The sequence below is a fragment of the Streptomyces sp. URMC 126 genome (assembly GCF_051386555.1).
GTDB lineage: Bacteria > Actinomycetota > Actinomycetes > Streptomycetales > Streptomycetaceae > Streptomyces.
This window is the reverse complement of sequence record NZ_JBPQTX010000232.1, coordinates 1-11385: the sequence shown is the minus strand read 5'-3', so window position 1 is coordinate 11385 and position 11385 is coordinate 1. Positions and strand designations below refer to the sequence as shown.

14 protein-coding genes and 1 riboswitch are annotated in these 11385 nt (G+C 72.6%); of the genes, 2 read left to right on the top strand and 12 right to left on the bottom strand.

What is annotated here, in order from left to right; translation table 11 throughout:
- Nucleotides 1-40 precede the first annotated feature (40 nt).
- Entirely contained in the window at nt 41-706 is a 666-nt protein-coding gene (locus tag ACSNOK_RS24145) for an RsiG family protein (protein ID WP_436782856.1), read from the bottom strand.
- 147 nt (nt 707-853) lie between these two features.
- On the opposite strand from ACSNOK_RS24145, the gene dtd reads away from it, so the two are divergent.
- Complete coding sequence (gene dtd / locus ACSNOK_RS24140; protein ID WP_152265805.1) at nt 854-1279, top strand: D-aminoacyl-tRNA deacylase; 426 nt, start codon at nt 854-856, stop codon at nt 1277-1279.
- Between the two features lie 146 nt (nt 1280-1425).
- On the opposite strand, the gene ygfZ is transcribed toward dtd, so the two are convergent.
- The 6 genes from ygfZ to ACSNOK_RS24110 form a co-directional block, all read right to left on the bottom strand.
- Complete coding sequence (ygfZ, locus tag ACSNOK_RS24135; RefSeq protein WP_436782855.1) at nt 1426-2406, bottom strand: CAF17-like 4Fe-4S cluster assembly/insertion protein YgfZ; 981 nt, start codon at nt 2404-2406, stop codon at nt 1426-1428.
- A 52-nt stretch (nt 2407-2458) separates the two neighbouring features.
- Nucleotides 2459-2911, bottom strand: a complete 453-nt coding sequence (locus tag ACSNOK_RS24130) for a Fur family transcriptional regulator (protein WP_436782854.1) — start codon at nt 2909-2911, stop codon at nt 2459-2461.
- Nucleotides 2912-3042: 131 nt separating this feature from the next.
- The gene (locus tag ACSNOK_RS24125) at nt 3043-4065 is read right to left on the bottom strand and encodes an ABC transporter substrate-binding protein (protein ID WP_436782853.1); all 1023 of its coding nucleotides are present in this window, start codon (nt 4063-4065) and stop codon (nt 3043-3045) included.
- 23 nt (nt 4066-4088) lie between these two features.
- A complete protein-coding gene (locus ACSNOK_RS24120) occupies nt 4089-4859 on the bottom strand; it encodes an ABC transporter ATP-binding protein (RefSeq protein WP_436782852.1) in 771 nt (256 codons plus the stop codon).
- Nucleotides 4859-5941 carry a FecCD family ABC transporter permease gene (locus ACSNOK_RS24115; RefSeq protein ID WP_436782851.1) on the bottom strand — a complete coding sequence of 361 codons (1083 nt, stop codon included), beginning with the start codon at nt 5939-5941 and terminating at the stop codon, nt 4859-4861. Before ACSNOK_RS24115 ends, ACSNOK_RS24120 begins: the two co-directional genes overlap by 1 nt.
- 99 nt (nt 5942-6040) lie before the next feature.
- Nucleotides 6041-6179, bottom strand: a riboswitch (cobalamin riboswitch).
- Nucleotides 6173-6778, bottom strand: a complete 606-nt coding sequence (locus tag ACSNOK_RS24110; protein WP_185941587.1) for an FABP family protein — start codon at nt 6776-6778, stop codon at nt 6173-6175. (Overlaps the previous riboswitch by 7 nt.)
- A 277-nt stretch (nt 6779-7055) precedes the next feature.
- Here ACSNOK_RS24110 and ACSNOK_RS24105 point away from each other — a divergent pair, with 277 nt between their 5' ends.
- Nucleotides 7056-7421: a DsrE family protein gene (locus ACSNOK_RS24105; protein ID WP_004949161.1), complete on the top strand. Its 366-nt coding sequence runs from the start codon at nt 7056-7058 to the stop codon at nt 7419-7421.
- A gap of 54 nt (nt 7422-7475) precedes the next feature.
- On the opposite strand, the gene ACSNOK_RS24100 is transcribed toward ACSNOK_RS24105, so the two are convergent.
- The 5 genes from ACSNOK_RS24100 to ACSNOK_RS24080 form a co-directional block, all read right to left on the bottom strand.
- Nucleotides 7476-7754 (bottom strand): DUF3099 domain-containing protein, encoded by a 279-nt coding sequence (locus ACSNOK_RS24100; protein ID WP_436782850.1) that lies wholly within the window; start codon nt 7752-7754, stop codon nt 7476-7478.
- A gap of 200 nt (nt 7755-7954) precedes the next feature.
- Nucleotides 7955-8242, bottom strand: a complete 288-nt coding sequence (locus tag ACSNOK_RS24095) for a DUF1416 domain-containing protein (RefSeq protein ID WP_436782849.1) — start codon at nt 8240-8242, stop codon at nt 7955-7957.
- A gap of 38 nt (nt 8243-8280) precedes the next feature.
- Nucleotides 8281-9123 (bottom strand): sulfurtransferase, encoded by an 843-nt coding sequence (locus ACSNOK_RS24090; protein WP_436782848.1) that lies wholly within the window; start codon nt 9121-9123, stop codon nt 8281-8283.
- Nucleotides 9124-9581: 458 nt separating this feature from the next.
- Nucleotides 9582-10286: an LmeA family phospholipid-binding protein gene (locus ACSNOK_RS24085; protein WP_436782847.1), complete on the bottom strand. Its 705-nt coding sequence runs from the start codon at nt 10284-10286 to the stop codon at nt 9582-9584.
- A 172-nt stretch (nt 10287-10458) separates the two neighbouring features.
- A partial coding sequence (locus ACSNOK_RS24080; RefSeq protein ID WP_436782846.1) for a hypothetical protein occupies nt 10459-11385 on the bottom strand: 927 nt, incomplete at its 5' end.

The window sequence follows — 11385 nt, the reverse complement described above, 5'->3', positions numbered from 1 at the left end:
GGGGCGGGCCTTCCGGGGGCGGGGACCGCCCCCGGTGAGGTCACGGGAGCAGGTCGTCTACTTGCGCTTCTCCTTCACGGTACCTGCGCGCGATCTCTGCGCCGCAATCGTCCGCCGTCCGCTGGAGCTGCCGGCGCCGCTCGGAGACGTGCCGCTCGTAGGCCGCGAGCCGGGCCAGGCCCGCGCGCAGCTCGGCGTCCGTACGGGCGCCGAGGTCCGACAGGCCGACCTCGCCCAGCATGTCCTCGGCCAGCCGCCGGTACTCCTCGGCGTGCGGCGTCCCCAGCGTCACGTGGCGGGCGGAGGAGCGGTGGGCCGACGGGTCGTCCGTGAGGATCTCCGACAGCCGGTCGACCAGCAGCCGGCGGTCGCCTGCGGGGGTGCCCGGCGCCGTCCGGCGCTCCAGCTCGGCCCGGAGGATGTCGATCCGGCCCTGGAGCAGCCGCCGTACGTAGCTGAGGTCGGCCTCTTCCCGCCGGGCCTCCTTGCGCACCGCCCGCAGCTCGGGGAGGCGCAGCTCGCCGAGCTGCCGCACGGGGACGTCCGCGAGCCGTCCGGAACGCTGGCTCGGCGGCCTCGCGTGCAGACTGTCCACGGCGTCCCCGGCTTCCGATGCCTTCGCCTTGAGCGCTTCGAGCGTTTTCTCGGGCGTGGTGTCAGGCGTCTTGTCGAGCGTCTTGAGGTGGTCCTCGATCGGTGTGGTCATGCGGCTCCGTCCCCTCGCGCCGGGTGCGTACGGAACGCTGTGCCCGCATATCGCACCGCCTGCACGCATCGTGCCACTGTGCCCCGCCCGACCGCAGGCCGTCTCCACCCATACGGCCCTGAACGGAGGCCGGGCATCATGGGAGCCATGCGAGCCGTGGTGCAGAGGGTGAACGGGGCGTCCGTCGTCGTGGACGGCCGGACGGTCGGCGAGATCGTCGGCGAGGGGCTGTGCGTGCTGGTCGGAGTGACCCACGACGACACTCCCGAGAAGGCGGCACAGCTCGCCCGCAAGCTGTGGTCCGTCCGGATCCTGGCCGACGAGAAGTCCTGTTCCGACGTGGGCGCGCCGCTGCTCGTGATCTCCCAGTTCACGCTTTACGGTGACGCGCGCAAGGGGCGGCGGCCCACGTGGAACGCGGCCGCTCCGGGCCGCGTGGCCGAGCCTTTGGTGGACGAGGTCGTGGCGCGGCTGCGGGAGTTGGGGGCCCGGGTGGAGACGGGCGTGTTCGGAGCCGACATGAAGGTGTCGTTGACGAACGACGGGCCGTTCACGGTGCTGTTGGAGGTGTGAGGGGGAGGGGCCCCGACCCCGCCGGGCCGGGCGCCCCATTCAGCCTGTCCGGCGTTTGAGGGCAACCGCGCGGAGCGCGGTTTCAGGGGGTGCGGGGGCTCGCCCCCCCGAGAAACGGTGAAAGGGCGGGACCGGGGCACCCCCCCCTACGGCTCGACCACGACCTCCTGCGCCGCCGCCGTCCCCTCTCCCACGATCAGCGCCGCGTCCACGGGAACATTCCGCTTCACGAGCGCCAGCGCGATCGGCCCCAGCTCGTGATGGCGCACGGCAGTCGTCACGAACCCGAGCTGCCGCCCGTCGGGCCCGTCCGAGGCGAGCCGCACCGGGGCACCGTGCCCCGGCAGGTGCACCTCGCTCCCGTCCAGGTGGAGGAAGACGAGCCGACGCGGCGGCTTGCCCAGGTTCTGGACGCGAGCGACGGTCTCCTGGCCCCGGTAGCACCCCTTCTGGAGATGCACGGCGGTGCCGATGAGTCCGAGCTCATGCGGGATCGTCCGGTGGTCCGTCTCCAGCCCCAGCCGCGGCCGGTGCGCCTCGACGCGCAGGGCCTCCAGGGCGAGGACGCCCGCCGCCGGCCCGTGGCCGGCCGCGAACTCCTCCAGCCGCTCGCGCGGCAGGAACAGGTCGCGCCCGTGCGGGGTCTCGCGGACGACGACGCCGTCGGGGACCTCGGCGATCGAGCCGGCGGGCAGGTGGACGACGGCGATCTCGTCGGTGCGGTCGGCGACCTCGACCCGGTAGAAGAACTTCATGCTCTCCAGGTAGGCGATCAGCGCCTCCTGGGTGCCGGGTTCCACGTGCGCCCAGACGGTCGTGCCGTCGTCGACGAGGGAGAGGGCGTGCTCGATGTGGCCGTTCGCGGTGAGGACCAGCGCCTCGGTGGCCTGCCCGGGCGGCAGCTCGCTGACGTGCTGGGTGAGCAGCAGGTGCAGCCAGCCGAGCCGGTCGTCGCCGGAGACCGTGACCACGCCGCGGTGGGAGAGGTCGACGAAGCCGGACCCGTCGGCGAGCGCGCGCTGCTCGCGGAACGGGTCGCCGTAGTGCGCGGCGACGCCTTCGTCCGGGCCCTCGGCGGGGACGGCGCCGGGCAGCGACAGCAGAGGGCTCTTGGATTGACGCAGCATGCGCCCAGCCTACGACTCGCGCGGCGGGGCCGGATGCCCCGTACGGCCCGGCCTACGACCCGGCCGGGGTCTTCCCCGCGGCGGCCTTCCCGGACGAGCAGGAGCCGCACCGGCCGAAGATCGCGAAATGCTTCATGTCGGTGTCGAAACCGAACTCCGCTCGCAGCTTCTCGGTGAAGCCGGCGGCCACCGACAGGTCCGCCTCGATCACCCCGGTGCAGTCCCGGCAGACCAGGTGTATGTGGTCGTGCCGGTCCGCGAGATGGTACGTGGGGGCGCCGTGGCCGAGGTGGGCGTGGCTGACCAGGCCGAGCTCCTCCAGGAGCTCCAGCGTCCGGTAGACGGTGGAGATGTTGACGCCGCCGGCCGTCTTGCGGACCTCGGTGAGGATGTCGTCCGGCGTCGCGTGCTCCAGCCGGTCGACCGCCTCCAGCACCAGCTGGCGCTGCGGCGTCAGCCGGTAGCCGCGCTTACGGAGATCGCTCTGCCAGTCGGTGTCCACCACCTCTCCAGTCTAGGCGGGGCCGGCCCTTCCCGGCCCCCCTCGGGCGGCTCCCGGGTCCCGGCCGCCTGCCCGGGGCTCCCCCGACCACCTTCGCGGATCCCCTTGGATCAGCTCTCGCGAATCTCCTTGGGTCAGCCCTCGCGGACCTCCTTGAGGTAGCGGGCCAGGGCCGCGATCGCCTCCGGGTTGCGCGGGCTCTCCACGAGGTCCACATAGTCCAGGACGAAGATCCGCTTGTTCTTCACGGCCGGGACGTCGGCCAGCGGCGGGTAGGAGAGCAGGAACTTCCGCTTCTCCTCGGCGCCGACGTCGCCGTAGTTGTTGATGACGATGACGTCGGGCCGCCGGTCCACCACCGTCTCCCAGCCGACCGTCGTCCAGGTGTCCTTCAGGTCGCTCATCACATGGTCGCCGCCGGCCTTGGTGATGATGTCGTGCGGCCCGGCGAAGGCGCCCGCCGTCACCGGCTTGTCGCGGCCGTCGTCGTAGAGGAAGACCTTGGGCCGCTTGCCGTCGGCGGGGATCGTGGCCTGGGCGTCGGCGACCTTCTTCTTGAACCCGGCGACGAGCTTCGCCGCCCGGTCCTCCACGTCGAAGATCTTCCCCAGGGTGGTGAGATCGGTGTAGAGCGCCTCCAGCGGCGGCATCACGCCCCGCTCCTTGCCGCTGCCGCTCCGGCAGGACTCGGTGAGCACGTACGAGCCGATGCCCAGCTTCTTCAGCGCGGCGGGCGTGAAGCCGTCGCCCTCGCCGAAGCCGTAGTTCCAGCCGGCGAAGACGAGGTCGGCCTTGGCGTCGAGGACCATCTCCTTGTTGATCTGCTTCGTGGACAGCCGCTTGACCTTGTCGTAGCCGTCCTTCCAGGGGACGTCTTCCGAGTGGCTCGTCTTGTAGGCGGGTGCCACGTAGCCGGCCATGTGGTCCTCTAGGCCGAGCGCGAACATGATCTCCGCGATGCCCACGTCGTTGGTCACCACCCGCCGCGGCGCCTTGTCGTACACCGTCTTCACCCCGCAGTTCTCGATGGTGACGGGGTAATGGCCGGACGCCGAGGACTTCTTCGCGTCGTCGGACTTCTCGTCGTCCACCTGGGCGCCGCAGCCCGCCAGGGCGAGGGCGGTGGCCAGACAGACGAGGGCACGGGCGGTGCGCATGACGGGGCTCCTGGGGAAGGGGGTCACCGGGGCAGGCGGTCGAAGAGGAGTTGCGGGACGCCGGACACCGGGTGGGGCACCCGGTGCGCCCGTACGCCGAAGACGTCGGCGAGGAGACCGGCGGTCAGCACCTCGTCCGGCGGTCCGGAGGCGACGAGCCGGCCGCCGTGGACGACGTACAGGACGTCGCAGTGGGTCGCGGCGAGGTTGAGGTCGTGCAGCGCGGCGAGCACGGTGAGACCGGACTCCCGTACCAGGGCGAGGACTTCGAGCTGCTGGCTGATGTCCAGGTGGTTGGTCGGCTCGTCCAGGACGAGCACCCTCGGCTGCTGGGCCAGGGCGCGCGCGATCAGCACGCGCTGCTTCTCGCCGCCGGAGAGGGTCAGGAAGCCGCGTTCCGCGAGGTGCCCGGCGCCGACCCGCTCCAGGGCCGCCGCGCAGACGTCGGTGTCCTCGCGGGAGGTGCGGCCGGCCGCCCGCTGGTGCGGCATACGGCCCATCGCGACGACTTCGGCGACCGTGAAGTCGAACTCGCCGCCCGACTCCTGCGGCAGCGCCGCCAGCCGCCGGGCGCCCTCGCGGGCGGTGAGCCCGTGCAGGTCGTCGCCGTCCAGCAGCACCCGGCCGTACGTCGGCCGCAGCGCCCGGTACACGCACCGCAGCAGCGTCGACTTCCCGCTGCCGTTGGGGCCGACGACGCCGACGAACTGGCCGCTCTCGGCCCGCAGTTCCACGTCCCGGACCAGCCGGGCGCCGGCCACCTCGACCGACAGGTCCTCGATGTCGACCCGCATCAGGCCCCTCCGAAGGTGTAGCCGCGCCGGCGCATCAGCAGGATGAAGCAGGGCACGCCGATCAGCGCGGTGATCACGCCGACGGGCAGTTCGACGGGCGCGAGCAGCAGCCGCGAGACGACGTCCACCCACACCAGCAGCACGGCGCCCAGCAGCGGCGCGACGGCGAGGACGCGGCGGTGGTCGGCGCCGACCAGCATCCGGGTGGCGTGCGGGACCATCAGCCCGACGAAGCCGATGGCGCCGCTGACGGCGACGACGGCACCGGTGACGGCCGCCACCACGACGAACAGCACCCGGCGCCGCCGCTCGGGGTCGACGCCGAGCGCGGACGACGTCTCGTCGCCCATGGCCAGGACGTTCAGGCCGCGCGCCGACCACAGCAGGTAGCCCAGGCCCAGCAGCACGGCACCGGCGGCGATCGGCACGGACTGCCAGCTCGCCCCGCCGAGGCTGCCGAGCAGCCACATCATCGCCGAGCGGGCGGCGTCGCCCCGGTCCGCGCTGAAGACCATCAGAGTGGTGATCGCGGAGAAGCCGTAGTACATCGCGGTCCCCACCAGCACCAGCCGCAGGGGGGTCAGCCCGTGCCCGGTACTGCGGGCCGCCGCGTAGACCAGGGCCATCGAGGCGAGCGCGGCGAGGAACGCCGCGCTGGACAGCGCCCATACGCCGAGCGAGCCGAGCACGCCGAAGAGGAGCACCGCGTTGGCGCCGACGGCGGCGCCGGAGGAGATGCCGAGCACGAACGGGTCGGCGAGGGCGTTGCGGACCAGCGCCTGGGTGGCCACGCCGACGGCGGCGAGACCGGCGCCGACCACGGCCGCCAGCAGGGCGCGCGGGAAGCGCAGCTCCCAGACGATGGTGTAGGCGGAGATCTCGTCCGCCCCGATCCGGCCGCCGGTCAGCCCGGCGCCCAGATAGCGCAGCACGCGCCCCCAGCCGATGCCGGAGGAGCCCAGGGCGACGCAGCAGAGGAGGGAGCCGAGGAGGGCCACGGTCAGCCCGGCGAGCAGGGGTGGCAGCGGGATCCGCCGTGCCGGTGCGGTGGTGCCGGGTGGGGCCTGGGCGGTGACGGCCAAGGGGACGCCTTCGGCTCGGGCCGTGGGCCCGGGCACGCGTGCCCGTAAGGAGCCCCGCCGCGCTGCGGGGGGCCTCCCCTCGCAGTCCACGGCGAGTTGTCAGGAGCTGACGCCGCCGCGGGTGATCGGGCTCGCGGAACGGGTGTTCCGCCTACCGTTGCGGGTCAGCGCCGGATTTCGACCGGACTTCCCCCGCGGGGCGCTTCGTGCGACTTGTACGACAGCCGGGGGTTACGGCTGCTCGGGGTTGTACGGGGTGCCGTCCGGGCGGAAGAAGGAGACGCCGTCCGGCAGGTCGTCCGGCAGGTTCCGCGCCCACTCCTCCAGAGCGGCCACGTCGGCGGTCTTCTTCAGCTGCGCGGACATGTACGGCCGCAGCGGCACCTCGGGGGTGGCCTTCTCGCCGACCCACATCAGGTCGCCCTTGACGTACCCGTAGAGGCGCTTGCCGCCCGAGTACGGGCCGGACGCGGCGGTCCGTGCGACCGCGTCCGTGACGATGTCGATCTGCGGCTTCTTGTCGGCGAGCTCGCCGTACCAGACCTCGACGACGCCCTGGTCGCGGATCATGACGACCTCGACCTTGCGGTCCTTGTCGATCCGCCAGTAGCCGCTCTCGGTCTCCAGCGGGCGGACCTTGTTCCCCTCGGCGTCGAGCACCCAGCTGTGCGAGACGTACTCCAGGAAGTCCCGGCCGTCGTGGGTGAAGGTGACTTCCTGCCCGAAGTTGCACTTCTCGGAGCCCGGGAAGTCGGCGACGCCCGCCCCCTCCCACTTGCCGAGGAGGAAGACGAGGGGCACGAGGTCCCGGTGGAGGTCGGAGGGAATCTCGATCATGGGATCAGCTCAGACGATCTGTAGGGGGCGAACAAGGAGGGGTCAGCGCTGGCCCTGGTACAGCTTCTTCCAGGTCAGCCCGGCGAACGCGAGAACGCCGACGGCGACCAGGACCAGCAGGGTGGTGAAGACTGCCTCAAGCACGAGCGCGCTCCTCGGTCGGAGTGAGGGGTTACGGACCTGCGACGAGTCTAGTCGGCCCGCTCCGGATCGGCGGTGTGAGGTGGGACGGGCCGCGGAGGGCCCCCGGTACGGGCGTCCGGCCTAGAGTGATCCCATGCGGAAGAAGCTCGTGATCAAGGTGACGGCGGGCGCGGACGCGCCCGAGCGGTGCTCGCAGGCGTTCACGGTGGCGGCCGTCGCCGTCGCGAGCGGCGTCGAGGTCTCGCTGTGGCTGACGGGGGAGTCGTCCTGGTTCGCCCTGCCGGGCCGGGCGGCGGAGTTCGAACTGCCGCACGCGGCGCCGCTGCCGGAGCTGATCGACGGCATCCGGGCGGGCGGCGGCATGATCACCGTCTGTACGCAGTGCGCGGCGCGGCGGGACATCGAGGAGAAGGACCTGATCGAGGGCGCGCGCATCGCGGGGGCCCAGGTCTTCGTCGGCGAGGCCATGGCGGACGGGGTGCAGGCGCTGGTCTACTGACCGCTCGCCTCAGCGGCCGCTCCAGGACCGATCTGGGGCCGCTCTGGGATCGCTCTACGGGCCGTCCCGCTGGTCGTCCCGCCCGCGCCGGTCGTCCAGCTCGTTCCACCAGCGGTCGGACTCGGGGTCGCCCGTCTCCTCGTCCCACCAGCGGTCGTCCGGACCCCGGCGGTTGGCCACGATGGCCGCCACCGGGGGGATCACCATCGCGAACAGGCACATGCCGATGGCGGCGGGCACGGACCACAGCCGGACGACGGCCCAGGCCAGGACGAACATCCCGACGCACGTGCCCATCATGGCGAAGTACAGGTGACGCCGCCGCGCGTACATGCTTCAACGGTACGGCGGGGCCCGGTCGCCGTACAGCGCGCCCGTGGCGCGCCGCGGAGGGCGCGCCGGAGGGCCGCACCCCGCCATCAGGGCGTCCAAACCCCGGGGTGCGGCCCTCCGGCCGGTCCGGCGCGCGAGGCGCCGTGCTCAGTGGGCGGCGTCCTTCAAGACGTGTGCCGCCTCATGCGGTGTACGCCGCCTTATACGGCGATCGCCACCTCCGCCAGCCCGCCCGGCTGGGCGACGACCGTACGGTCGGCGGTCGCGCCCGGGACGAGCGCGCGCACCGTCCAGGTGCCCTCGGCCGCGTAGAAGCGGAACTGCCCGGTCGCGGAGGTGGGGACCTCCGCGGTGAACTCGCCGCGGCTGTCCAGCAGGCGCACGTAACCGGCGACGGGCACCCCGTCACGGGTCACGGAACCCTGGATGGTGGTCTCGCCCTGCTTGGCCGTCGAGGCGTCGGGGCCGCCGGCCTTGGCTCCACACATGCTGCGTACCTTTCCTCGTTCGTGCTGTCGTCGGACGGTCAGTTGGCGCCGAGCTCGATCGGCACGCCGACGAGGGAGCCGTACTCGGTCCAGGAGCCGTCGTAGTTGCGGACGTTGGTCTGCCCGAGCAGCTCGTGCAGGACGAACCAGGTGTGCGCCGACCGCTCGCCGATCCGGCAGTACGCGATGGTGTCCTTCGTCAGGTCCACGCCCGCGCCCTCGTAGACGGCGCGGAGTTCGTCGTCCGACTTGAACGTGCCGTCGTCGTTGGCCGCCTTGGACCAGGGGATGTTGCGCGCCGACGGGACGTGGCCGGGCCGCTGCGACTGCTCCTGCGGGAGGTGGGCGGGGGCGAGCAGCTTGCCGCTGAACTCGTCGGGCGACCGGACGTCGACCAGGTTCAGGCTGCCGATCGCGGCCACCACGTCGTCCCGGAAGGCGCGGATCGAGGTGTCCTGCGGCTTGGCCTTGTACTCGGTGCGCGGGCGCCGCGGGACCTCGGCGACCAGGTCGCGCGAGTCCAGCTCCCACTTCTTGCGGCCGCCGTCGAGGAGGCGGACGTCCTCGTGGCCGTAGAGCTTGAAGTACCAGTAGGCGTAGGCGGCGAACCAGTTGTTGTTGCCGCCGTAGAGGACGACCGTGTCGTCGTTGGCGATGCCCTTCTCGGACAGCAGCTTCTCGAAACCCGCCTGGTCGACGAAGTCGCGGCGGACGGGGTCCTGGAGGTCCGTCCGCCAGTCGATCCGGATGGCGGACTTGATGTGGTTCTTGTCGTAGGCCGAGGTGTCCTCGTCGACCTCGACGATGACGGTCTTGGGGTCGCCTGCGTCGATGCGGGCCTGGACCCAGTCGGCGTCCACCAGGACGTCACTGCGGCTCATGCTGTTCTCCTCCGGGGCAGTTGCTGAGGTACGCCAAGGGCGCGCCGGGCGCCGGCGCATGGCGGTGATGCGGGAGGGGGGCCGGAGCTGCCGGCCGAGGAGGGGACGGAGCCCCTGTCAGGCACGGCGACACAGCATGGCGGCCACGCGGCACAGGTCGACTGCCCGCCGCTTGGTGAGATCCGCCTGTCGCCTCATGGTGCGATCGTAGGGAGGGCGGGGGAGGGGTGTCACCGACGTGTCGGTATATGAGACGAATAGTCTCACCATGTGGGCAGGCAAGTGCCGGACCAGCTGTTTTTCCGGCCCGTCCGGCGTTTGAGGACAAGCGCGCGGAGCGCGGTTTTCGGGGGGTCCGGGGGTTTGCCCCGGGAGTCGGCGAAGGCGGGCAGTCCCTAGGCGCCGCGACGGGCGGGCCGTACCTGCCGTACCGCCTTGGGGACGGTGCGGGGCGCGCCTCACCCCGCCAGCCGCACGCCCGTCCCCCCGAGCGTGATCTCCACGCCCTTCTCGTTCGTCTCGACCTTCTCCAGCTTGATGCCCCGGGGCAGCCCGGTGATCTCCCGCTCGAAGTCCGTCTTCTTGCGGATCAGCCCCTCCAGCCCCGGCAGATCCGACGGCACCTTCTCCGCGTGCACCCGCACCCGCGTGTCGCCGACCAGGCTCACCGTCGAGACCACGCTCCGCTTCACCACGCCCATCGGCAGCGGGATGCTTCCGGTCACCTTCACCCGGCTGGTGCCGGACGCGTCCTTGCCGCCGTAGCCGACGGTGATCCCCTGACCGGCGATGCGGCTCAGGTCCTCGTACGAGATGTGGGCGGTGCCGGAGGCCCGGTCGGCGACGGCGGAGCTGAAACTGCTGTCAATGCGCACGCCGTGCAGGGTCGCGTCGAAGTCGCTCACCCGGATCGACTTGTCGCCCGTGCCGGCCGTCACGCCGCCGTCGAGCGAGACCTCGACCTCGTCCAGCTTGGAGTCCGCGACCTGGGTCAGGAACGGGAAGCCCTTGATGGAGACGTCGGGCTTGCCCGACATGTTCTGGCTGCTCCGTATCTTGTCCGCCGCCTCGTCCTCCACGTACCAGACCGCCACACGGTCGGCGGCGACGAAGAGGCCGCCCAGGATCACGACGACGATCAGCAGGGTGCGTATGGCGCGCATCGGGTGACGTTCTCCCAGGGTCGGTTCGGGCCTTGCCGTTCCGGCGAGCCTACCCAGCCGGTCGCCGGGGTCACGTGGTCCCGACGACCATGAAGACGGCGAAGGGCCGCCCCCGGTTTCCCGGGGACGGCCCACGTGACGGGGCACACGGCCCGCCTGTCGCCGTACGGCGTCAGAAGAGCGCCCGCCCCACCACGTAGACCGCCGGGGCGGCGAGCGCCAGCGGCAGCGCGACGCCCGCGGTCATGTGCACGAAGCGCGACGGGTAGTCGTAGCTCGCCACCCGCAGGCCGACCAGCGCGCAGACGCCCGCGGCCAGACCCAGCAGGGCCGCCGAACCTCCGGTGTGGGTCAGCTGGCCGCCGAGGACGCCCGCCCCCGCCGCCGCGAGCAGCGCGACGACCGGGGAGGCCACCGACGGCAGCGGCAGTGCCCGGGCCAGGACCGTCACGGCCACCGCGATGCCGCCGACCACCACCGCGTCCCGGTCGGCGGCCAGATGGCCCGCCGCGAGGACCGCGAGGACCGTCGAACCGCCGGCCGTCGTCAGCCCGTACAGCCGCTCGTCCGGCGAGGCGTGGCTGCGCAGCTGGAGCATGACCACCAGCAGCAGCCAGACGCCGAGCGTGCCGAGCACCACCGTGGGGGCCCGCTCGGCCTCCACCGCCAGCAGCCCGGCGTCGGCGACCAGACCGCCCAGGAACGCCAGCGCGATGCCCTGCCGGGCGGGCCACATCCCGTTGAGCCGGAACCAGCCCGCCGCGGTCACCGCCTGGAGCAGCACGACCGGGACGGCCACCGCCGCCTGGCCGAGCGGCGCGGCGAGCGCCACGAGCGCGGCCAGCACGGCCGTCAGCAGCGCGGGCCGGAAGCCGGGCGACAGGATCTGCGGCCGGCCTTCCGCCTTGGCCTTCTCCGCGGCCGTCATCGGCCGCTCCGCCTCGCCGGCGACGGCCGGCACCGGGACGGGCGCCGCTTCCGGCAGGCCGGCGGTCGGCGCGGCCCGCCGTTGCTCCGGCCAGGCCGCGGCGTCCGCCTCCGGCCCCGGGGCACCGGCCCAGGCGGGGGTCTGGACGGAGGACCTGCCGGGGGACGGGGC

What these genes read in the sequence shown, in the direction of transcription:
- ACSNOK_RS24120 (WP_436782852.1), bottom strand. Translation starts at nt 4,859, where the DNA reads ATGCGGGTCGACATCGAGGACCTGTCGGTCGAGGTGGCCGGCGCCCGG.
- ACSNOK_RS24085 (WP_436782847.1), bottom strand. Translation starts at nt 10,286, where the DNA reads ATGCGCGCCATACGCACCCTGCTGATCGTCGTCGTGATCCTGGGCGGC.
- ygfZ (WP_436782855.1), bottom strand. Translation starts at nt 2,406, where the DNA reads ATGCTGCGTCAATCCAAGAGCCCTCTGCTGTCGCTGCCCGGCGCCGTC.
- ACSNOK_RS24125 (WP_436782853.1), bottom strand. Translation starts at nt 4,065, where the DNA reads ATGCGCACCGCCCGTGCCCTCGTCTGTCTGGCCACCGCCCTCGCCCTG.
- ACSNOK_RS24105 (WP_004949161.1), top strand. Translation starts at nt 7,056, where the DNA reads ATGCGGAAGAAGCTCGTGATCAAGGTGACGGCGGGCGCGGACGCGCCC.
- ACSNOK_RS24145 (WP_436782856.1), bottom strand. Translation starts at nt 706, where the DNA reads ATGACCACACCGATCGAGGACCACCTCAAGACGCTCGACAAGACGCCT.
- ACSNOK_RS24090 (WP_436782848.1), bottom strand. Translation starts at nt 9,123, where the DNA reads ATGAGCCGCAGTGACGTCCTGGTGGACGCCGACTGGGTCCAGGCCCGC.
- ACSNOK_RS24100 (WP_436782850.1), bottom strand. Translation starts at nt 7,754, where the DNA reads ATGTACGCGCGGCGGCGTCACCTGTACTTCGCCATGATGGGCACGTGC.
- ACSNOK_RS24110 (WP_185941587.1), bottom strand. Translation starts at nt 6,778, where the DNA reads ATGATCGAGATTCCCTCCGACCTCCACCGGGACCTCGTGCCCCTCGTC.
- dtd (WP_152265805.1), top strand. Translation starts at nt 854, where the DNA reads ATGCGAGCCGTGGTGCAGAGGGTGAACGGGGCGTCCGTCGTCGTGGAC.
- ACSNOK_RS24095 (WP_436782849.1), bottom strand. Translation starts at nt 8,242, where the DNA reads ATGTGTGGAGCCAAGGCCGGCGGCCCCGACGCCTCGACGGCCAAGCAG.